At 38.2% G+C, this 21,724-nt stretch carries 18 protein-coding genes; 4 read left to right on the plus strand and 14 right to left on the minus strand.

Annotated features, from left to right (window positions below):
• Positions 1–40 precede the first annotated feature (40 nt).
• Positions 41–1,252 carry a GTPase HflX gene (gene hflX / locus FB2170_RS06475; RefSeq protein ID WP_013305731.1) on the plus strand — a complete coding sequence of 404 codons (1,212 nt, stop codon included), beginning with the start codon at positions 41–43 and terminating at the stop codon, positions 1,250–1,252.
• A gap of 904 nt (positions 1,253–2,156) precedes the next feature.
• Here hflX and FB2170_RS06480 read toward each other — a convergent pair.
• The 12 genes from FB2170_RS06480 to FB2170_RS06535 form a co-directional block, all read right to left on the minus strand.
• The gene (locus FB2170_RS06480; protein ID WP_013305732.1) at positions 2,157–3,086 is read right to left on the minus strand and encodes a DUF3078 domain-containing protein; all 930 of its coding nucleotides are present in this window, start codon (positions 3,084–3,086) and stop codon (positions 2,157–2,159) included.
• A 77-nt stretch (positions 3,087–3,163) separates the two neighbouring features.
• On the minus strand, positions 3,164–3,670 hold the full coding sequence (locus FB2170_RS06485) for a DUF2480 family protein (RefSeq protein WP_041632699.1): 507 nt from the start codon (positions 3,668–3,670) through the stop codon (positions 3,164–3,166).
• Between the two features lie 73 nt (positions 3,671–3,743).
• Positions 3,744–4,067 carry a DUF59 domain-containing protein gene (locus FB2170_RS06490; RefSeq protein ID WP_013305734.1) on the minus strand — a complete coding sequence of 108 codons (324 nt, stop codon included), beginning with the start codon at positions 4,065–4,067 and terminating at the stop codon, positions 3,744–3,746.
• Positions 4,068–4,077: 10 nt separating this feature from the next.
• Entirely contained in the window at positions 4,078–4,500 is a 423-nt protein-coding gene (locus FB2170_RS06495) for a SufE family protein (protein ID WP_041633088.1), read from the minus strand.
• Positions 4,501–4,568: 68 nt separating this feature from the next.
• Positions 4,569–5,795 (minus strand): aminotransferase class V-fold PLP-dependent enzyme, encoded by a 1,227-nt coding sequence (locus FB2170_RS06500; protein WP_013305736.1) that lies wholly within the window; start codon positions 5,793–5,795, stop codon positions 4,569–4,571.
• Position 5,796: 1 nt separating this feature from the next.
• Positions 5,797–7,113, minus strand: a complete 1,317-nt coding sequence (gene sufD, locus FB2170_RS06505) for a Fe-S cluster assembly protein SufD (protein WP_013305737.1) — start codon at positions 7,111–7,113, stop codon at positions 5,797–5,799.
• Positions 7,114–7,165: 52 nt separating this feature from the next.
• The gene (sufC, locus tag FB2170_RS06510; RefSeq protein ID WP_013305738.1) at positions 7,166–7,918 is read right to left on the minus strand and encodes a Fe-S cluster assembly ATPase SufC; all 753 of its coding nucleotides are present in this window, start codon (positions 7,916–7,918) and stop codon (positions 7,166–7,168) included.
• Positions 7,919–7,940: 22 nt separating this feature from the next.
• Positions 7,941–9,386, minus strand: coding sequence for a Fe-S cluster assembly protein SufB (gene sufB / locus FB2170_RS06515; protein WP_013305739.1), 1,446 nt, complete (start codon positions 9,384–9,386; stop codon positions 7,941–7,943).
• Between the two features lie 8 nt (positions 9,387–9,394).
• Positions 9,395–9,724 (minus strand): HesB/IscA family protein, encoded by a 330-nt coding sequence (locus FB2170_RS06520; protein ID WP_013305740.1) that lies wholly within the window; start codon positions 9,722–9,724, stop codon positions 9,395–9,397.
• 152 nt (positions 9,725–9,876) lie between these two features.
• Positions 9,877–11,229: a hypothetical protein gene (locus FB2170_RS06525; RefSeq protein WP_013305741.1), complete on the minus strand. Its 1,353-nt coding sequence runs from the start codon at positions 11,227–11,229 to the stop codon at positions 9,877–9,879.
• Complete coding sequence (locus tag FB2170_RS06530; RefSeq protein WP_013305742.1) at positions 11,229–12,461, minus strand: choice-of-anchor B family protein; 1,233 nt, start codon at positions 12,459–12,461, stop codon at positions 11,229–11,231. The genes FB2170_RS06525 and FB2170_RS06530 overlap by 1 nt, the downstream gene beginning before the upstream one ends.
• A 100-nt stretch (positions 12,462–12,561) precedes the next feature.
• Positions 12,562–15,486 (minus strand): PA14 domain-containing protein, encoded by a 2,925-nt coding sequence (locus FB2170_RS06535; protein ID WP_013305743.1) that lies wholly within the window; start codon positions 15,484–15,486, stop codon positions 12,562–12,564.
• Between the two features lie 151 nt (positions 15,487–15,637).
• Between FB2170_RS06535 and thiL the strand changes: the two genes are divergently transcribed.
• Positions 15,638–16,687: a thiamine-phosphate kinase gene (thiL, locus tag FB2170_RS06540; protein ID WP_013305744.1), complete on the plus strand. Its 1,050-nt coding sequence runs from the start codon at positions 15,638–15,640 to the stop codon at positions 16,685–16,687.
• Here thiL and FB2170_RS17175 read toward each other — a convergent pair whose 3' ends face one another.
• Positions 16,688–16,906: a hypothetical protein gene (locus FB2170_RS17175; RefSeq protein WP_013305745.1), complete on the minus strand. Its 219-nt coding sequence runs from the start codon at positions 16,904–16,906 to the stop codon at positions 16,688–16,690.
• 263 nt (positions 16,907–17,169) lie between these two features.
• Between FB2170_RS17175 and brnQ the strand changes: the two genes are divergently transcribed.
• The gene (brnQ, locus tag FB2170_RS06545; protein ID WP_013305746.1) at positions 17,170–18,435 is read left to right on the plus strand and encodes a branched-chain amino acid transport system II carrier protein; all 1,266 of its coding nucleotides are present in this window, start codon (positions 17,170–17,172) and stop codon (positions 18,433–18,435) included.
• A 25-nt stretch (positions 18,436–18,460) separates the two neighbouring features.
• Here the strand turns inward: brnQ and FB2170_RS06550 are convergent, their stop codons facing one another.
• Complete coding sequence (locus FB2170_RS06550) at positions 18,461–19,483, minus strand: metallophosphoesterase family protein (protein WP_041632700.1); 1,023 nt, start codon at positions 19,481–19,483, stop codon at positions 18,461–18,463.
• A gap of 166 nt (positions 19,484–19,649) precedes the next feature.
• Here FB2170_RS06550 and FB2170_RS06555 point away from each other — a divergent pair, with 166 nt between their 5' ends.
• Positions 19,650–21,626: a helix-turn-helix domain-containing protein gene (locus FB2170_RS06555; RefSeq protein ID WP_013305747.1), complete on the plus strand. Its 1,977-nt coding sequence runs from the start codon at positions 19,650–19,652 to the stop codon at positions 21,624–21,626.
• The last annotated feature ends 98 nt before the right edge of the window (positions 21,627–21,724 follow it).

A 21,724-nucleotide genomic window follows, 5' to 3' on the forward strand; every position in this document is an offset into this window, starting at 1 on the left:
CTTGGTCAGTATTATGTAAATTTGCACTTTAATTCAAAGTATGCTAGAAAAGAAATCCATTGAATACGAAAAAGCTGTCCTAATTGGTGTCATCAATAGAGAGCAAAATGAGGAAAAGGTAAATGAATACCTAGATGAGCTGGAATTTCTAACCTATACGGCGGGAGGTGAAGTCTCCAAACGCTTCGTGCAACGTGTAGAGGTTCCCAATCCCAAAACCTTAATAGGAAGTGGGAAGATGCAAGAGGTAGAACATTATGTCGAAGAAAATAAAATAGGGTCGGTCATCTTTGATGATGAACTATCCCCCGGTCAACAACGAAATATTGAAAAGCAATTGCGATGCAAAATATTGGATCGCACAAGTTTGATTCTCGACATATTCGCCCAACGGGCGCGTACAAGCTATTCACGCACCCAAGTAGAACTTGCACAATATGAATATCTTCTACCAAGATTAACAGGTCTGTGGACTCACTTGGAGCGTCAAAAAGGGGGTATTGGTATGCGTGGTCCTGGTGAAACCGAAATTGAAACCGATAGACGTATAGTTCGGGACCGTATTTCATTGTTAAAGAAAAAGCTTTTAAAGATTGACAAGCAAATGGAGACCCAAAGGGGCAACAGAGGGGCTATGGTACGTGTTGCACTTGTGGGGTATACCAATGTTGGAAAATCAACCTTAATGAATGTTATCAGCAAAAGTGATGTATTCGCCGAAAACAAGCTATTTGCAACTTTGGATACAACTGTTAGAAAAGTTGTGATTGGAAATTTGCCTTTTCTATTGAGTGATACTGTTGGTTTTATCAGGAAGCTCCCTACCCAGTTGGTCGAAAGCTTTAAGAGTACATTGGACGAAGTACGTGAAGCAGACTTATTACTACATGTGGTGGATATCTCGCACCCCAATTTTGAAGAGCACATAGAATCGGTAAACAATATTTTGGCAGAAATTAAAAGTGCCGATAAAAAAACCATAATGGTCTTCAACAAGATCGATCAATATAAACATGAAACGATTGATGACGATGACCTTATTACTGAAAGAACTTCTAAGCATTTTACAATCGAAGAATGGAAACGTACATGGATGCAAAGGATGGGCGAAAATGCCTTGTTCATTTCTGCGTTGAACAAAGAAAATCTTGATGAATTTAGAAAAAGGGTCTACAATGTAGTTCGGGACATTCATGTTACCCGTTTCCCTTACAACAACTTTTTGTATCCTGAGCATTTAGATCAATATTAGAGCCATATTCTGGATAATCACAGGTAGTTCATCGAGGAAATCATACCGTTAATTTTTTCACCACAAATTGACCCTGCTTCACAACATTATTTAGGTAAATGTAGAGGTCTCAACGTATCTTTACATTGTAATTAAGTGATAGTGTTGACCCCAAATCATATCATGAACTTAATCTAAATTAAAGTATTTGTTTCCCCAAAACCTATACATAGCCTAAATAAGCTAAAACCAAATTTTACAGACCTACTTAACTAAAAAAAAGGCCCTTTCAAAAGGGCTTTTTTATTTTCACATACTTCGCTTAACTTCATTTTTTTTCGGCGTAAAACAAACCGTTCATCGAAGATATCGCACCTTTAATTTTTTCACCACATTTTAGCCTTGCTTCACAACATTATTTAGGTCATTTTATGTGACCAACATACCTTTACATTGTAATTAAGTGATAGTGTTGACCCCAAATCATATCATGAACTTAATCAAAAAACAAAGTGTGTGTTTCCCCAAAACAAACACAAACCTATAAAAAGCTAATACCCAAAATTACAAACCTACTTTACCTAAAGGCCCTTTTGCGAAAGGGCTTTTTTTGCACTTAATCCTAAAAAACAAGCATTTTATCGGATAAATCATACATTTTAACGTAGTTCACCACATTTACAAGATGATTCACAACAAAAATTTAGTGGAAGAATATAAGCCGTTTACATTCGTCCTGTATTTATGATTTATAACACCCAGATTAAAACATTACTTAACCAAATAAGTATTTGGATTTTTCCAAGTCTAAATGTATTAGACAAGGATTAATTTTGACTGATTAACCCAATATTACAAATCCTACTTAACAAAAAAAGCCCTGACGAAAACGTCAGGGCTTTTAATGTATCTAGCAATACTATTTTTAGAATGCATAATTAAGTCCAAACAGCCAATACGTTTGTAACTCATTATCAACATTGTCAAATGTAGCTCCAGTGTCAGGTGTAGGTCCGTTCAATGCATAATTAAGTGCTTCTTGTTTATTGTTTCTAAGACCAAATTCAAAACCTAAACCAATACCGTTCCATATGGTATACCCCAATGAGTTAATCCATGTCCAATTTGAAAGATTAGATGATTTATAACTGTTGAACATCGAAAGGTTGGTCTTGAAATTAACAGCGCCAATTTTTCTAGTATAATCAGCAACAATTTTAGCACCTAAAGAAGATTCGAAGATTGCATCCTCATCACTGAATACAAAGTTGTAGTTCAAAGGGTGTATAACAATAACCAAATCAGTAATCGGAGTCCAAGTTCCACCAACACCAAGATCCAAATATCCAGGATCATTAAAATTGCTCAGTAAAGTTGTTCTATATTCCCCTAAAGCAGAAATAGCAAATTTTTCACTGATTTTTTGACCGTAAAGTGATGTGATTGTAAATACATCTGTTGCTTCTTTGAAGCTGTCATCATCCGTGGAATCATCTTTATCATCGAATTTAACCCAGGCAACATTTACGTTACCAGAATTTCTCCAGAAAAACTTCTCTTGATTTAGGTTGGCAAAACCGTTTACGGTAATTCCAATATTACCAGCACTTGAATTAGCCTGACCTTTCGAATACCAATTGCTAAAACCAGAAAGGTTAGCCCCAATAGTACCGAAGGCACCTTTTTTCCACCCGGGGAGGGCATCAATTTTTGCTTGAAGGGCATCAACCCTTCCTTGAATTGCCGCAATAGAATCTTTTTTAGGTCCTTGTAGCGCTTTAAGCTCATCTGCAGTTTGTGCATTGGTAGCTGTCAATGTTAAGATAGCGACCAAAGTAAATACTAATTTTCTCATAATGTTTAGTGTTTAATTAATGTTATGAGGTGCAAAAATAAGAATTGTTAACTATAAACAATTACCGTTATTAACAATTATCGCTTTTTAAAAAGTGGCACCGAAGAGCATGCCTCACCGTACATGACGCTTTTTGCAACAGGAATCAGTTTTGCAGTTATCCACAAATATGCATTGGGAGGGACAGGTTTATTACTACACCCTTTTATAATAACAGGTTTGTCCTTAAATTCCGAAATATCCAGATTTTCAATGATGGTCTGGTACAAAGATGTTTCCAATTGCTCCAAATTTCCTTGAACAGTTTTATTGGCAAAGGGTTGCAATTTGGATGCGATTAACATATACGCCCAACCAGGAACAATTGCATCGGAAGAACAATCCATGGCCACATATTTGTCTTGATATTGATTCCAATCATGTGCTTTGATACTGGACCTGAAATCTTTTTCCCGAAGTACAAAGCCCTCATGAAGCCAATCTTTTATATCAAGCAAGACCCTTTCCCCAACTGGATAATAGTCTTCAAGATCAATAGTCATTAATTGACTTTGAGCAACACGATTTATGATTTCCTCTTCCACGGGTTATTAGATTTCAGGGATCAGGGTATTTAAAATGGATTCTCTCCTAGCGATAGAACGACAACCAAGATGGTTAAAGCATCCCCAGTTCCAATTTTGCTTCTTCACTCATCAAATCTTGGGTCCAAGGTGGGTCAAAAGTAATTTCGACCATAGCATCTTTGACCGCATCAAGTGACTTTACTTTTTCCTCAACTTCAACAGGAAGCGTCTCTGCTACAGGGCAGTTAGGTGATGTTAAGGTCATTAAAATCTTGACATCATAATCCTCATTTACAAAAACGTCATAAATCAATCCCAATTCATATATATCAACAGGGATTTCTGGATCATAAATTGTTTTCATGACCTGTACTATTTTTTCTCCCAATTCCTGGGTATTTATCTTTTCACTCATTTTTCATCCTTTAGTTCAATTGAGTTTGGTATGCAATAGCATACATTTTCAACTGTTTAATCATGCTCACAAGTCCATTTGCCCTTGTCGGAGACAAATGCTCCTTTAATCCTATTTCATCAATAAAACTTGTATCTGCATTTATAATATCCTGTGGTTTTTGATCACTGAAAACACGAATCAATATTGCTATGATTCCCTTGGTAATAATCGCATCGCTATCGGCAGTAAAAATTAATTTATCACCATCCAATTCAGCATGTACCCATACCTTACTTTGACAACCTTTGATAATATTATCATCGGTCTTAAACTTCTCATTGATCAAGGGAAGGGATTTGCCCAGGTCTATCATATATTCATAGCGCTGCATCCAATCCTCGAACATCGAGAATTCATCAACAATTTCTTCTTGTATTTCTTGTATTCCCATTACCTGACTTTGTGCAAAAATACGATAAGTATCTGTGGTTTTCAATTCTGCCTTTTCACACACAAATACTATTGAAGCATCGATTTAGCGCGTTTTATACTTTCGACCAAAACATCAATTTCTTCCATAGTATTGTAAAAGCTAAAACTAGCCCTTACAGTACCGGGTATTTTATAAAAGTCCATTATTGGTTGTGCACAATGATGGCCAGTTCTCACGGCAACCCCTAATTTATCGAGAATTGAACCAATATCATAAGGGTGAATACCTTCGATGTTAAATGAAATTACTGAAGTCTTATTTTTTGAAGTTCCATAAATACGTAAACCATCAATGCTCAATAGGCGTTCTGAGGCATATTGCAACAATTCATTCTCATAGGCAGCAATTTTGGAAATGCCAATAGAGTTCATATAATCCAATGCGGCACCAAATGCTATACCGCCACAAATATTTGGCGTACCAGCCTCAAATTTATGAGGTAGATCAGCATAGGTTGTTTTTTCAAAAGTGACTTCAGCTATCATCTCACCCCCACCTTGATAAGGTGGTAATTTGTTTAACCATTTTTCTTTTCCATATAGAATGCCAACACCTGTTGGGCCACACATTTTATGGGCAGAAACCGTATAAAAATCCACATTCAATTCTTGTACATCCGCCTGAATATGAGGGGCAGCTTGTGCGCCATCAATCAATACGGCTGCTCCAACCTCATGCGCTCGGTCAATAATCTCTTTTATAGGATTTACAGTTCCCAAGGCATTTGACACATGATTACAAAAAACCAATTTGGTTTTATCTGACAACAAACTATAATATTCATTCATAACCAATTCCCCATCTTCATTCATGGGAATAACCTTTAGTACAGCTCCTGTACGTTCGCATAACATCTGCCACGGCACAATGTTCGAATGGTGTTCCATGGCCGAAACAATCAACTCATCCCCTTTTTTTAAGAGAGAAGTAAATCCATTTGCAATCAGATTTATACTATGTGTTGTCCCAGATGTAAAAATAATTTCATGGGATTCGGCAGCATTAAAATGTCTTTGGATTTTTATACGTGCCTGCTCATATTTATCCGTCGCCTCTTGAGAAAGTGTATGTACCCCTCGGTGAATGTTGGCATTATAATTACTATAATAGCCCACAATAGTGTCTATCACTTGTTGTGGTGTCTGCGAAGTGGCCGCATTGTCAAGATAGATTAACGGTTTGCCATTCACCTCGCGATTAAGGATTGGGAAATCTTCTCGTATTAATTTTGGATTGATAGAACTCATCTCCATTTTACAAATCAAACCCCAGACTAACTCCTAATTTCTCAGCAATCAATTTGTTTATTCTTGATTTTAGCTCAGGAATAAGCACACTTGCCAACACATTATTGGCAAAAGCATACATTAGTAGGGCTCTTGCTTCTTTCTTAGGAATTCCCCGTGATTGAAGATAAAAAAGTGCATCTTCATCCAATTGCCCAATGGTACACCCATGCGAACATTTTACATCATCCGCAAAAATCTCTAATTGTGGTTTGGTGTTGATTGTTGCCTTATCACTGATCAATATATTATTGTTCTGTTGAAAGGCGTTGGTCTTTTGCGCAATTTTATCGACTATGATCTTTCCGTTAAAAACACCGGTCGAATTCTCTCCATAAATGCCCTTATAATCCTGATGACTCTCACAATTTGGTTCAATATGGTGCACCAGCGTATGGTGATCAACATGTTGCTTATATCCTAATATAGTAACCCCTTTCATGGTCGAATCAATATGCTCACCATTCTGATAGAAGTTCAGGTTATTTCTTGTCAATTTCCCGCCAAACGAAAAGGTATGCACCTTTACAACACTTTTGCTTTTTTGATTGATATATGTATTGTCTATCAAAGATGCCGTTTTGCTATCATTTTGAACTTTATAGTAGTCTATAATGGAATTCTCTGCGGCAAAAATCTCTGTCACTGCATTCGTCAAAACTTCATTGGAAGTCAAACTTTGGTGCCTTTCAATAATCTGCACCTCAGCATTTTCCTCAACAACAACCAAACTTCTTGGTTGCAACATTAACGAAGCTTCATTTCCCGTTGAAAAGTACAAGATTTCAATCGGTTTTTTAGGCATTTTGTTCTTGGGAATATAGATATATGCCCCTTCCCTACTAAACGCTGTGTTCAACGTTGTTAGCGTTTCGTCCTTAGAAGCAATTTTATTAAAATAGACATCAATCACCTGCTTGTACATTGGCTTTGTAAGCGCCGCGCTCATCAAGCAGATATCTACTCCATCATGTGTGGTTTCAGAAAGAAAAGAAGAATATATCCCATCAATAAAAACAATCTTATAGGATTCAATCTCATGCAAGAAAAATTTCTTTACATCTTTATATTCCAAGGCATTTACCTCTTTTGGGAAAATGCTAAAATCTATTTTCTGTAAACCTTTCAATGAGGTGTACTTCCAAGCTTCATCCTTTTTACTTGGAAAACCTTTTTCCTCGAAATTCTTGATAGCCTCGGAACGAATATCGTGAACAGGGTGTTCAACATCCACTTTATTCTCAAATGCCATGAATGAAGAAACCAGTTTATCTTTTAAATCCATCTTTTATAATTTACTTTGGATTCCTGACTTATCAGGAATGACATATCAAAGGTTATACTGCTGCCTCTTGTTTGATCCAGTCGTACCCTTTTTCCTCTAATTCATGTGCCAACTCTTTAGTACCTGATTTCACGATTTTACCTTCATGCAAGACATGAACAAAATCTGGTACTATATAATCCAATAATCTCTGATAATGTGTGATAACGATGACTGCATTGTCCTTGCTTTTCAATTTGTTCACCCCATTGGCAACAATACGCAAAGCATCAATATCAAGACCAGAATCAGTTTCATCCAAAATCGCCAACTTAGGTTCTAGCATGGCCATTTGAAATATCTCATTTCTTTTCTTTTCACCACCGGAAAACCCTTCATTCAGTGAACGCGATAAAAATTTTCGGTCAATTTCCAATAATTCAGATTTTTCGCGAATCAACTTCAACATTTGATTGGCAGGCATATCCTCAAGACCTTTGGCTTTTCTAGATTCGTTGATAGCCGTTTTCATAAAATTGGTAACAGAAACTCCTGGGATTTCAACAGGATATTGGAAGGAAAGAAAAATACCTTTGTGCGCTCTTTCCTCTGGAGCATCATCTTCAAGATCCTCGCCGTCCAAAACAACGTTTCCTTTTGTAACCTCATATTCTTCTTTACCGGCAATAACTGCAGCCAAAGTACTTTTACCTGAGCCATTTGGCCCCATAATCGCATGTACTTCTCCCGCATTAACCTCAAGGTTTATCCCTTTTAGTATATCGTTATCTTCTATACCTGCGTGCAGGTTGCTAATCTTTAACATCTTTTCTTTTTTATAATAAATATTATCCTACTGAACCTTCAAGACTTATTTCCAATAATTTTTGGGCCTCAACCGCAAACTCCATTGGCAATTTGTTCAACACTTCCTTGCTAAAACCATTTACAATCAATGCAATGGCTTTTTCGGTTTCAATTCCGCGTTGATTACAATAAAATATTTGGTCTTCACCAATTTTACTTGTTGTCGCCTCGTGTTCTATTTGTGCCGTTTTATTTTTAGCTTCTATATAAGGGAATGTATGTGCACCACATTCATTACCCATTAGCAGCGAATCACATTGCGAAAAGTTCCTAGCATTCTTAGCACGCCTATTAACTTGTACCAACCCACGGTAACTGTTTTGTGATTTACCCGCAGAAATACCTTTAGAGATAATCGTGCTCCTAGTATTCTTACCTATATGCACCATTTTAGTGCCTGTATCTGCTTGCTGAAAATTATTGGTCACAGCAATCGAATAGAATTCACCTATCGAATTATCTCCTTTCAAAATACAAGATGGGTATTTCCAGGTAACAGCAGAACCTGTTTCTACCTGCGTCCAAGAAATCTTTGAATTCTTCTCACAGATACCACGTTTAGTTACAAAGTTGTAAACACCGCCTTTACCTTCTGAATTGCCAGGATACCAGTTTTGTACCGTTGAGTATTTTATTTCAGCATCATCCAACGCAATTAGCTCAACAACAGCTGCATGTAATTGGTTTTCATCCCTTGATGGTGCAGTGCAGCCTTCTAAATAACTCACGTAACTACCTTTGTCTGCAATTACAAGTGTTCTTTCAAACTGACCTGTGCCACCTTCATTAATTCTAAAATAGGTAGATAATTCCATAGGGCACTTCACACCTTTTGGAATATAACAGAAAGATCCATCTGTAAAGACAGCTGAATTTAAAGCCGCATAAAAATTATCTGTCTTTGGAACAACAGTACCTATGTATTTTTTTACCAACTCTGGATGTTCCTGAATTGCTTCTGAAATAGGCATGAAAATAATTCCTTTTTCCGCTAAAGTCTTTTTGAAAGTTGTTGCAACCGAAACGGAATCAACTACAATATCAACAGCTACATTTTGCAATTTCTTTTGCTCATCAACAGAAATTCCTAATTTTCGATACATTTCCAACAAATCGGGATCCACATCATCCAATGTTTTATTTGGATCTGCTGCTATAGGTGCGGAATAATAACTGATAGCCTGAAAATCAGGTTTCTCATAATGAACATTTGCCCACTCCGGTTCTTCCATTTCTTCCCAAATACGAAAAGCTTCCAAACGCCAATCGGTCATCCATTCAGGTTCGTTCTTTTTTTTAGAAATCGCTCGAACTATATTTTCATTTAATCCTTTAGGAAAAGTATCCGATTCAATATCAGTATAGAAACCATACTCATATTCTTTGGTTTCGAGCTCCTTCTTTAATTCCTCCTCAGTATATGCCATGCTTTGTCTTATAATGAAAAACTCTCGCCGCACCCACAGGTACGTTGCGCATTAGGGTTGTTGAATACAAATCCTTTTCCATTCAATCCTCCTGAATACTCCAAAACGGTTCCTACAAGATATAAAAAGCTTTTCTTGTCAACGAGAATTCGAACTGCGTTGTCCTCAAAAACCTTATCGGTTTCATTGATTTTGTTATCAAAGTCCAGCTCGTAAGATAATCCGCTACAACCTCCGCTCTTAACACCAACACGCACATAGTCCTTTGAAGCATCAAAGCCTTCTTCTGTCATTAGGCTAATAACTCTTTGTTTTGCCGTTTCTGAAACTTGTATCATTTTTCTAGTTCTTTGTACCAATCCTTATTTGGTACGATTCTAAATAGTTTACAAATATAGGTTATAAGTAGGGTTTTGCAACAAAACCTAACATTATTATAACGTATAGATTTATAAGATTTTTCTATGGGTAAAAGGATAAATAAGATTAACTATTTGATTTTGATCACTATTAAATCTGACATTCCCTTATTTTGAAGATTAGGAAAATCAATACTTGCACTTTCGCCAACGACTATTACGCTTTTATCAGCATTTTCAAGAACATCGAAACCGTAGTCCAAGTCGGCACCACCAAAGGTCTGCTGCCATATTAAATCTCCGTTAAAATTGGTTTTTACGACCCACAAGTCGTTTTCGCCATTATTGGATCTTGTATCAAAATCCGAGCTTTTGGAGTTCCCTGCTATAAGAAAACCTCCATCGATACAGGTGCTTACTCCCTGAGCCGCATCAAACTGGGTACCTCCATAGGTTTTTTCCCAAATGAGATTACCACTGTCATCAATCTTAATCATCCAAATATCCGATTCTCCACTATTCGAGGTAACATCGGCATCATCACTAAAAGTATTACCCGTAATAACGTATGCGTTGTCCAAAGTTTTTGCAATATCGTAGGAAATCTCAATGCCTGACCCTCCAAACGAACGTTCCCAAACCAAATCGCCGCTACTTGTAATTTTAACTACCCAAAAATCATAACTGCCCTTTGTCTCACTGATATCAAAATCGTCGCTTTCGGAAAAACCCGCCATCACAAATCCGCCATCGTTTGACTGTACTACGGCATGCGCTCTGTCATTATTTGTACCTCCAAAGTATCTACGCCACTGAATATTCCCCTGCTCATCAATCTTGGTACCCCAGAACTCACCCACACCGTGTCTTGTCAAAAAACGTCCTTTCTCAGTATAACCATCTGCCTTGGCTGCCGTAATATCTAAAAAACCAATAAAAAAATATCCACCATCTTGTGTTTGAATAATGTCGTATGAATGGTCATGGCCAGAGAAACCAAAACTTCTTTCCCATTCCAATTCTCCCGATGCATCCAGTTTTAAAATCCAATTGTCATGAAATCCTTCGTTATTCGTTCCGTCACCATCATCACTCATGGCATAACCTGTAAGAATATAGCCTCCATCATTGGTCTGGGCCAAAGATTGACCTCTATCATCTTTGCTGCCGCCATAGGTTTTGTTCCACTCCAAATTCCCAGAACCATCCAATTTTAAAAGCCAATAATCATTTACAGCTGTCGATTTGCCCACGATATCACCATCGGTACTGTTTGAATATCCCAAAATGGCATAACCATCATCTATGGTTGAAATTACTGCCTGAGCCGTTTCTTCTCCTGAGCCACCAAAACTCTTTACCCATTCAACTTCTTCCAGAAATTCAATTTGTCCGTCGGGTTTTAGAATAATCCCGTCCTTGCCATCATCTGAAGAACAGCTAAAAAGACCAAGTACAATTAGGAAGGAAAAAAGCCTTTGCATTATTCTGATTTTTTAATCACAAACAACCCAGAGTTAATATCGCTCACTATGATTTTTCCACTTTCAAAATAGGGATAAATACTCCACACCCCATCAAAACCAGCACTATTACTCGAAGGAAAAGTATCGAAGAAGCTTTCTTCTGCAATATTTTTATTTGCGATATCAGAAATATCCAACACTCTCATTCCGGCTCTATAGTTTGCCAAGAAATACTGATCCTCTTTTACGTAGCCATTATGATCAATAGCCGTTGTTTGCCCAGAATATGTAGTGTGCAAAACAGGACTGTCCAAATCAGTTAGGTCAAAAACCAGCGTTCGTGAATCAAATCCAAAATTAACCTCATCCAGTTCATCCCCAAGAATTAAATACCGCTGATCCTCTGTAAACCATCCTTGATGTGTATATGCCAAATTAGAGTATCCGAATGTTGATATCTCAACAGGATTATCCTTATCGGTTATATCTACTATGGCCACTTGATTTTCATTCGCTCCTATAAAAATCTCGGCGCCCGCATAATCAGTATCTGGGCCATTGTATATAACGACTTGAGCATCGTGGGAATAACCATTAACGCCATAACCGCCAGCGGATATAGGGTTTTTTGGATTCTGTAAATCTAAAAAATGAACACCACCATTAAATGCATCATCCCTTGCTGTTCCTACGGGATAGGCAAAACCTGTTTCTTCATTAATTACCACATTATGGGCATTACCAAAACCTGTATAAAGACCATCATCTTCAAAAACTTGGGGAGCATCGGTTGTATTACGTAAACGGGTCAGGTCAAAAACCTGCATGCCATGGCCATCAGCTTCAGAAACAATATAGGCGTGATTTTGATAAACCTTAATATCTCGCCAAGAACTAGAACTTGTTGCTGATGGTAATTTGCCTAGGTACACAAGGTTTTCTGTATCGGTTATATCAACAAAGGCCGTTCCGTTATCCAAACCCAATAGGGCGTATTCTTTATTTGTTGTAGGGTCTGTCCATCCCCAAATATCGTTTCCTTTGGATGCCGAAAAATTAGATAGCGATATTCTTCCCAGTAAATCGTAACCGTTACAAGGGTAAATGTCTGCCATGCCGTTTTCACATGGTGTAAACACAGCTGTTTGTTCATCATCCAATAAATCAGTATCAGAATTGCCATCATCGCTTGAGCAGCCAAAAACTAGCATTAGGGCAAATACAAGTGCGTAGAACCTATTCTTAATCATAGCATTGATTTAGTTCTTTTTACTCAAAGATAGGGTTTATTACTAACCTTGCTTTGATAGTAGCACTCAACACCTAATTAAAACAACAGGACTATGGGGCTCAAAGTCCTAGGTCATCACCGGGTTTTTTTGTCATCGTATACCATGTTTCCGTTGACCACAGGGATTGACCATTCTCACTTTTAAAAGGTTTCTTTATATGAATGTAAACTACTTTTTTCTCTTCTATTCCATCAATTTCCAAGAAAACCTTCTTTCTGTCATTCGATAAATTCACTGAAACAACCTTCAAATCCTCTTCCCCCATTTTAGGGCCGCCGTATTGATCGGTCGCCACATAATAATATTGTTGAGCATCAAAATTTTCAACACCTAATTGTGTATCGGATGCAACAGGTTCGGTGAATTCTATTTCCATTCCATTGCGCTTTGCCCTTACGGCCAACATTTCGAAAGTTGATTTTTGGTTATAGTTAAATCGATGCAGGGCATACCATAGTCGACCCTCGTGTCTCCAATTTCCACCAGATCCAACTCCGCCTGCATACAAATTCCCGTCGGGACCCCAAATCGTTCTGTTTATTCCTGCATCCAAACCTTGAATAAAACGGAAAGCCGCTCCTTGTTTTACACCATCAACTTCATCAATAAAAACCCTTTTTATTCCACCATGGGTGACATCGCCATGAATCATTTGATTTTTATATGGTCCAATATTTAAAATTGCAGGCTGACTAGGCGAATTGCTAATTTCCCCATGGGGTAGCCAAACCAAAGGTGGATCTTCTTCATAATCTTTCACACGTTCCCAATCGGCATGTTTAAATCCATAAAACTTACCTTTTTCCACACGAACAATTTTACTTGTGGGTATCCAATTTCCTTGATTGTCAGCAACATAAAGTGCGCCATCAGGACCTTCGGCAATACCATTAGGTGTTCTAAAGCCTTCTGCTATGAACTCAATTTCACTGCCGTCTTTTCTAATACGCACTACTTTGCCCCGATGTTCCACATCTTTGAATTCGGACCCTAAATCGGTGGCCAAAGTGGCGTAAAAACTACCCTCTTTATAAACCAAACCAAATGCAAATTCGTGATAATGTGAGGTAACATTCCATGAATCACATACTTTTTGGTATTCGTCTATGATTTCATCACCGTTGGTGTCTATCAATTTGGTAAGCTCCTGTTTTTGTAATACAAACAACTCCCCATCAACATATTTTATTCCTAAGGGTTCTGCCAATCCTGTTGCGATTTGTTTTACTTCAATTGACTCAGGGTCATTGGTATTATAGTTTTTCAATATATAAACTGCACCTGTTTCGTCCCAAGTGCAAATCACCATTTTATCCTTGTCTATAAAATCTATTCCCCCTATTCGTGGATGAAAATCGGCTGGTTTTGCTTGGTACATATCAAAGGAAGGATGAACTGCGTCTAATGACATTTGATCGCCAGGTGTTTTACTTGCCGTTTTTGGAACATACGGCGTTAGCTTTCGAAAAGCCGATGCGTCATGGTAAAAAACAGAATCAGGAACAACCGTAAAGTTTTCTCCATCATCCGACCATTGTAATGAGAGTCCGTATCCGCCACCACCTTGATGAAATTGCAATAGAAAGTCATTAAACCCTTTGTTCAACCTTATTTGAGCATTCACTGCCTGAGGTGCATGATATCCCTTGTTATCAATGGCCTCCTTACCATTAAGTTTAAGAACAGAACCGTCATCACTAATCAATCGAAACGTTTTTTCAACTTGGGTTTCCGATTTAATAAAACCATTGAACTCCATATAAAAGTTCTCGTTGATTTCACCCAAGATGCCAGATGTTGGCATATGTATAGCAGGTGCTACAGTATTATAAATTGGCAAGGTGCTTTTGGTCAATTCCTCATAAAGGTTTCCACTATCGTCTTGCAAATAAAAACTGATGGCAACTCCTTCTTTCTTTAGATACTGGTCTTCTATTGTTCTATCAGTAACATCCAATTCAATTGGTATATCAGGAGTATCCAATGCAAGGTCAACACTCCTTGTAGATGGCTCAGCTTCCCCATCCAAGGATAGAATATAATACGCCATTTTTTGCGTATCAGCCTTAGAGAGGTCGGGATGTGCAGTCATTAAAAGGTCTCCCCAAACACCAGTACCGCCCAGTTTGATTTTGTCTGCAAGCAAATCTACACTCGCCCAATCAAAAGGATATCTCGTGGCGATGGAATCATATGCAGGCCCAACTAAATTCTCATTGATTAAATGACACGCTTTACAATCACTTTGTTCAGCCAATTGCATCCCATCAGAAATAAGGCCCAAATAATCAATGACAGGTGGCTTCCAATCCTTGGGAGGTTGATTAAAATAGGTTTTTATCGTTGTGTTTTTGGTAATTTCCAATTGATCTGAAACTTCATTCCTGGTACTTCCGGTAATTGTTTCATTTTGAACTTTTTCCTTATCCAGGTTATAGGTCAAGATTGGCACCATCTCCATCGAAGAACCTTCCAAAATTTGAAATTTTCGAATCATACCTATCGTGCTATCCTTTAGGCCCACTTCTGGTATTTCACGAATTTTTATTGATTTTCCCGCTTGTGATTTTAGTTCAAAATCAAGAGCTACCTGACCTTTGATCAAGGTATAGCCCAAATAATTGATTTTTGGGATTTCCAGTGTTTTATCTGATTTTATAGCCCATTGGGTCTCAAGCGAATCGTCTTGCATGTACGGAAAACCGAAACTGGTGGGTTGAATCCCATGAGCTGTCGTGTAGACCGCCCCATCGTAGTTAACACCGCCTTTCCAAATCTTATACAAATTCCCAGATTGTAGATTGTAACACGCATATAAGTCTTTATGCAGAGCTACTGTGAGCATTCTTGGTTGCTTGTCTATCACGGAGCGAAAAACCCAATTCTCAATAGGGCGGTCGTGGTCAATTGTTCTTTCACATGAGATTGTGCCAACCGTAATAATCAGAATGATTACCAGTTGGAAAAGTTTGGTTTTTTTCATGGTTTTGGTAATTGTATAGCTATAAAGCTAACAGATAATCGCCGATCTACAAGTAAATTAAAACCCATTTTATATAATGAACAGACAAAGAGGCCTTAGCTTTAATCATAATTTAAATGCTTGTTTTGTAATTACTACCTACTTTTGCCAAATGCTAGAAGACAAAAATCAAGAAAAAACGGACTTGGAAAATTTGGGGGAATTTGGGTTAATTGAGCACCTGACGAAACACTTTTCCATTAACCATAAAACAACCTTCAAGGGAATTGGTGATGATGCGGCGGTTCTGGATTTCAAAGAAAAGCAAACCGTGGTTTCTACTGATCTTTTGATTGAAGGCGTACATTTTGACCTCAGCTACATGCCTTTAAAACATTTGGGCTACAAAGCGGTTATGGTGAATCTTTCTGATATATACGCCATGAACGCGAAGGCAACACAGATTACGGTTTCGATTGCCGTATCAAATAGGTTCCCCTTAGAGGCCTTGGAGGAATTATATGCTGGTATTGCCTTGGCCACCAAAAGCTACAATGTTGATTTGGTAGGTGGTGACACTACTTCATCTTTGACCGGGCTCATAATAAGTATAACTGCCATCGGGGAAGCAAACGAGGATGAAATTGTCTACAGGTCTGGTGCAAAAGCCAATGACCTACTGGTCGTAACTGGAGATTTGGGAGGTGCCTATATGGGGTTGCAAGTACTTGAACGTGAGAAAGAGGTCTTTAAAGTGAACCCTAACAGCCAGCCAGATTTAGAACCCTACTCTTATATCGTTGAGCGCCAATTAAAACCCGAAGCAAGAAGGGATATTTCAGAATTACTAAACAAATTAGAGGTGCGACCAACTTCAATGATCGATATTAGTGACGGCCTCTCTTCTGAAATATTGCACTTGTGCAAACAAAGTAATGTAGGCTGTAATTTGTTCGAGGATAAAATCCCGTTGGACCCAACAGTGATATCCGCCTGTGAAGAATTTAAAATGGACGGCACTTTGGTCGCCCTTAGTGGTGGTGAGGATTATGAGTTATTGTTTACTATAGACCAAAAAGAATTCCCGAAAATAAAGGGCAATCCTAACTTAACAGTCGTGGGGCACATGACTGCTGAGAACGAAGGTGCACACTTAATTTCCAGGAATAACTCTAAAATTCCATTGACCGCTCAGGGTTGGAATTCGTTTGCCAAAACATAATTAGGCTGCGTGATCCGCAGTTCTATGTCTTCTTTGATAAATATTTTCTAGAGTTTTGTTGATATCTTGTAATTCTGGTGTTAACACAGATAGATTTCCATCCACATCAGTAGTTACTTCTCTATCGCAATGAATGCATTTATATTCCTTGATGTGTTTGGTGACTTTTTTGGAGACTGTGTAGTGGTGTCCAAAAAGTTGGCATATCATTTTTTTCATGCTGTAGGTTTTTAGGCGCGCATTTATTGAGATTTGGGAGCCAAATAAATGCTATAGTTCGATTTTAGGTTATTCAAAAAAGTCTCTTATAAAACTCTTTATGCTACAACGCCGCATTACTGCTTTTTATTGGCACTGACACCATTTTGGAGTCGTTTATTCGTTGAATTGCACATATTTCGATTATCGGTATGCTTTTATCGACGAAATACATAATCGTCTTTAGCTATTTTTGCTCTATCTTTCCAATCAATTTACCAACAATGATTAAAACCAAAGAAACCCTAGTAATTGCCTTTGCCCTTTTTTCATTATTCTTCGGAGCAGGGAATTTAATCCTCCCGCCCTTACTGGGATTCAAATCAGGTGATTTTTGGTGGCTGGTAACTTTGGGGTTTTGTGTTTCAGCCGTTTTGATACCCATTCTGGGAATTTTGGCACATGCCAAATTACAGGGCACTATGTTCGATTTTGGCAAGAAAGTTTCCCCCACCTTTGCCCTGGTATACTCTTTTATCGTTTATGCCATCTCTATTGCATTGCCCTCACCCCGTACAGCATCGGTCACCCATGAAATAGCCATACAGCCTTTTTTTGAATCTTCGTCTTTGGTTACCAGTTTTATTTACTTTGGCCTGGTCTACCTCTTTGTAATAAATAGATCTAAAATATTGAATGTAATAGGCAAAATACTTACACCTGCAATTATTAGTATTCTGTTGTTGATTATAGGCGTGGCTACCTTCTCTTTTGATTTTGACTTTGGGGAAATCATTTTTACCAAACCTTTTACCGATGGAATTCTGGAAGGCTACCAAACTTTTGATGCTATCGGGGCGGTGGTCGTTGGTGGGGTCATTATTATTTCGATAAACCTTAGAAAAAAGAATGCTTCCTATGCCGAGAAAAAGAGTTTGATACGCCGAGCAGGTTGGCTCGCTGGTCTGGGCTTGTTCCTGATCTATGCCGGACTCATTTTTACCGGTGCCCTGATGCACAATGAGTTTGATGCTGATATTTCACGTACTGCATTGTTAAATGGTATTAGTATTAAAACATTGGGCAACACTGCAAACCTCTTTTTAAGCATTTTGGTTAGTTTGGCCTGTTTTACCACAGCGGTAGGTATTGTTACCGGTACAGCCGATTTTATGAAATATAAATTTGGAGACTCACAATTGGCGTATACCATTACGGCAATCGTAGGTTGTGTCCTTGGTGTGGTCATGGGACAGTTTGATGTACATTATATAATTGCGGTTGCTGTGCCTGCCCTAATGTTCATTTATCCCATTACCATAATATTGATTTTATTGAATGTGATGCCAGAAAAATATACCTCCCCTCTGGTTTTTAAAGCAGTTGTTGTTACCACCATCCTATTTAGTATACCTGACTTTTTAGGGAGTATTGGGTTTGAAAATTCCATTGCCTCAATTAAAGAGTTGATCCCTTTGGGCACTTTTAGCATGGGATGGGTATTACCTTCTTTATTGGTAATGCTTCTGGTTAATGCGTTGAGAAAATAAAGGAAGGATTAAAATTTATCAACTATTACAGGATTAACTTTTTATCCTTTTCATCCATGGGTAAGAAGTTGATATCCAAATAACCACCACTGGCATTGTCATCTGCAACTATTTGTGGTTTTCCTTTGATCATTTCAATAGAATTTCGATGAATATGTCCCGCAAAAATGCCTAGTACATTTGGCGCATTAAAAACTTTCTTGTGAAAATCACGCGTTGTTTGCGTATGTCCACTTTCTGGCCATTTAGGGCGTCTTTCCAGATTAAAATTGCGATCAGTGGCTGCTCCCCAATCCGGATTTCCGCAACCAAAAGAAATACTCTTTCCAGGAGCGTACATTGGAATATGAACCAATAAAACCAATGGCATTCCAGTGGCAACTTGGTCCGTAAAAAAGGCCAATTGCTCCTCATTGATTTGATAGGTAGAGTTATCAATGGCCAAAAACCGGATTCCTTTGATATCGTAAGCCGCCATTAAAGGGTTATTTCCTTGATACAAGGGCAATAATCGCTTTGCAATCCACGTATCACGTAAAGATTCCAATGTGCCTTTCATACCTTCATAATGCCAATCGTGATTTCCTGCTGTATAAATGTACGGGATACCCGTATCCTTCAATTTTGAGAGAACCCACTCTATTGCCGCTTCAGACGGGAAACTAAAAATATCACCTATCAAGGTTATCACATCGGCTTTTTCTTCTTTGGCAAATGCCAGTGTTTGTTCAAAGGCTTCCTCCGGAGTGGTATTTATGCCCGTTTGAAAATGTATGGTTTGATTGTAAGCCTTCGCCATTCGATCACTATACTCCTGGTACGGAATTCCTCTTTCATCATCTTTAAACAAATGCGTGTCGGCTATGTGAATTACCTTTATCGACTCATTGATAACCTCAGCGTAGAAAGAAACTTTTTGCTGGTCAATAGTTGCACAAACCTTAACTGGTTTCTTGATTTTCTCCTGAGTTGTATTGGCACAAGAAGTTGTAAGTCCAAGTCCTGCAATGGCTGTGGTGGTTCCTTTTAAAAATGATCTACGTTTCATAAACTGTAGTTGAATGTTAGCGGTTGGTTTTTGTTCAACAACCTAACCTGCGATAATCGAAGTTATAATAAATTCAAGTATTGAGGAAATCAAAAAACACCTGAACTAGTAAGAAATTTTAAATTGTTTACCTTGTATAGCTCCCCCAAAGAAATTAGATACGTTAATGAGTACAAACCATAAATTGGACGATAGTTTTCAAAAAAAATCCTCGGGTGGAACTTTGGTCGATAAACTGACCCAAACAATTGAGTCCAATCTTAATAATGAGCAATTCGGCGTTGATGATCTAGCACAAGCGGTTGGCATGAGCCGATCCAGTCTTCATCGAAAACTGCAAAAGCTATTGGGTATTTCAACCAGCCAATTTATTCGAGAATATCGGCTAAAAAGAGCCTTGGAGATTCTAAGGAACGAAAGGGTAACCGCTTCTGAGGCTGCATATCGGGTAGGTTTTAGCAGCCCCACCTATTTCAATACCTGTTTTCATAAGTTTTATGGCTTCACCCCAGGAGAAGTCAAATCAAAAACCAACGATGAGATTGAAGGTCTTATCAGTGGAGAAAGCACCAAAACGGTAAGAAAATCTACGAACAAAAAATTACTTTGGGCCATATTTTTGGTTCCCGCAATTCTATTGGTAATCTACTATTTCTTTGGATCGGATACCACACAGCATAAAGAATCGCTAACACAGGCAACCGCCATCGATAATAAATCAATAGTTGTATTACCCATTAAAAACTGGACAGGGAATCCCGAGTTGGAGTATATTTCTGATGGTATGACCGATGCCATTATCTCTAGACTCACCAAAATCGAGGCTATTGATAAGGTAGTTCCTTTTACCTCTGCCCTTCAATACAAGCAGACCGAAAAAACCTTACAAGAAATCGGCAAAGAATTAGGAGTGGCGAATGTTTTACAGGGGAATCTCCAGATTTCCGGTGATCAGATAAAAATCAACCTACAATTGATCCATGGGCGCTCAGATGTGCATCTTTGGTCCGAGGAGTATATGAAAGAATGGAAAAGTGACGAAATTTTTAAGATACAGACTGAGGTGGTCGAAGCCATAGCCAAAAATATGAGTGCTACAATTTCAGAAAACGAATTGGCAGCTATCCAAAAAATACCCACACAAAGTAAACAGGCCTATTCCTATTTTCTTCAAGCTGAGTTTCAACGCAACAAAGCCAATGAATCAACGTATAAGAATGCCATCGCTCTTTACCAAAAAACGATAGAAATAGACTCGAATTTTGTTGAGGCCTATACCAGCCAGGCAAGGGTATGGAGTTTTGGGGGATTGGTTTGGGGAATTTTTGATGAACAAATTGCCTGGGAGAATACAAAAAAGTTGCTGGAAAAAGCATTGGAGTTGGATCCTGACAATGCAGCCGTAGAAGAAGAACTATATTCTGGTTATTACTATTTTGATTGGGATTTTGAAAAGGTAGAGCCCTACTATCAACGATTGTTGAAAGATCCTTATTACGATGATACGCCATCAATCAATGCGGATTATGCAATAAAAACAGGAAGATATCAAGAGGCTATAGATGATATGAACGAATTTCTTATGATCGACCCTTCTTTTGGTGTTCTTTTTTGTTTCAAGGCGGAAGCTAACCTATTTCTTGATAAAAAGAGTGAAGCATTCGATTTGTTGGAAACCAACAATAGTTTATATGACGACAATTTGTGGTATTTACGAGAATCTGCGAAGATCTATTTCTATTTAGGGGAATATGAAAAGTCAAAGGTTCAGCTACATAAAATATTGACCAAATTTCCTGATTATCCGCCTATTTTAATGTGGCTGAATGCGGTTTATGCCCAAATGGATGGGGATTCAAAAAATACAGCCAAGTACTTGGCCGAGCTGCATGCAGCATACAACGCTGGTTCTTCCGGTAGCCCTGCCTGGTTTCTTGCCATGTATTATTGCAGCTTAGAAGATTATGAAGCGGCATTTAAATGGTTACAAAAATCGTATGACAGGCATGAAGTTGAAATGACCTGGATACGCGAAGAACCCCTTTTGGCCCCTTTAAGAAACGACCCACGGTACAAGGAGCTGTATGACAAAGTTGGCTTTTCAAGTATTGGTTTGGCCATAAAGTCCACCTCCGAGTTTTGATTTCCACAAATAACCATTTCAACACCATTTAAAGGTTCTGCACCATAATTTAAACCCTCGAACAAAAAACTAACAACATCGCAACATGCCTGTTTAGT

Origin of the sequence: Maribacter sp. HTCC2170, from assembly GCF_000153165.2 — a bacterium.
In the GTDB taxonomy this organism is placed as follows: domain Bacteria; phylum Bacteroidota; class Bacteroidia; order Flavobacteriales; family Flavobacteriaceae; genus Maribacter_A.

What these genes read in the sequence shown, in the direction of transcription:
- hflX (WP_013305731.1), top strand. Translation starts at nt 41, where the DNA reads ATGCTAGAAAAGAAATCCATTGAATACGAAAAAGCTGTCCTAATTGGT.
- FB2170_RS06480 (WP_013305732.1), bottom strand. Translation starts at nt 3,086, where the DNA reads ATGAGAAAATTAGTATTTACTTTGGTCGCTATCTTAACATTGACAGCT.
- FB2170_RS06490 (WP_013305734.1), bottom strand. Translation starts at nt 4,067, where the DNA reads ATGAGTGAAAAGATAAATACCCAGGAATTGGGAGAAAAAATAGTACAG.
- FB2170_RS06495 (WP_041633088.1), bottom strand. Translation starts at nt 4,500, where the DNA reads ATGGGAATACAAGAAATACAAGAAGAAATTGTTGATGAATTCTCGATG.
- FB2170_RS06500 (WP_013305736.1), bottom strand. Translation starts at nt 5,795, where the DNA reads ATGGAGATGAGTTCTATCAATCCAAAATTAATACGAGAAGATTTCCCA.
- sufD (WP_013305737.1), bottom strand. Translation starts at nt 7,113, where the DNA reads ATGGATTTAAAAGATAAACTGGTTTCTTCATTCATGGCATTTGAGAAT.
- sufC (WP_013305738.1), bottom strand. Translation starts at nt 7,918, where the DNA reads ATGTTAAAGATTAGCAACCTGCACGCAGGTATAGAAGATAACGATATA.
- sufB (WP_013305739.1), bottom strand. Translation starts at nt 9,386, where the DNA reads ATGGCATATACTGAGGAGGAATTAAAGAAGGAGCTCGAAACCAAAGAA.
- FB2170_RS06520 (WP_013305740.1), bottom strand. Translation starts at nt 9,724, where the DNA reads ATGATACAAGTTTCAGAAACGGCAAAACAAAGAGTTATTAGCCTAATG.
- FB2170_RS06525 (WP_013305741.1), bottom strand. Translation starts at nt 11,229, where the DNA reads ATGCAAAGGCTTTTTTCCTTCCTAATTGTACTTGGTCTTTTTAGCTGT.
- FB2170_RS06530 (WP_013305742.1), bottom strand. Translation starts at nt 12,461, where the DNA reads ATGATTAAGAATAGGTTCTACGCACTTGTATTTGCCCTAATGCTAGTT.
- FB2170_RS06535 (WP_013305743.1), bottom strand. Translation starts at nt 15,486, where the DNA reads ATGAAAAAAACCAAACTTTTCCAACTGGTAATCATTCTGATTATTACG.
- thiL (WP_013305744.1), top strand. Translation starts at nt 15,638, where the DNA reads ATGCTAGAAGACAAAAATCAAGAAAAAACGGACTTGGAAAATTTGGGG.
- FB2170_RS17175 (WP_013305745.1), bottom strand. Translation starts at nt 16,906, where the DNA reads ATGAAAAAAATGATATGCCAACTTTTTGGACACCACTACACAGTCTCC.
- brnQ (WP_013305746.1), top strand. Translation starts at nt 17,170, where the DNA reads ATGATTAAAACCAAAGAAACCCTAGTAATTGCCTTTGCCCTTTTTTCA.
- FB2170_RS06550 (WP_041632700.1), bottom strand. Translation starts at nt 19,483, where the DNA reads ATGAAACGTAGATCATTTTTAAAAGGAACCACCACAGCCATTGCAGGA.
- FB2170_RS06555 (WP_013305747.1), top strand. Translation starts at nt 19,650, where the DNA reads ATGAGTACAAACCATAAATTGGACGATAGTTTTCAAAAAAAATCCTCG.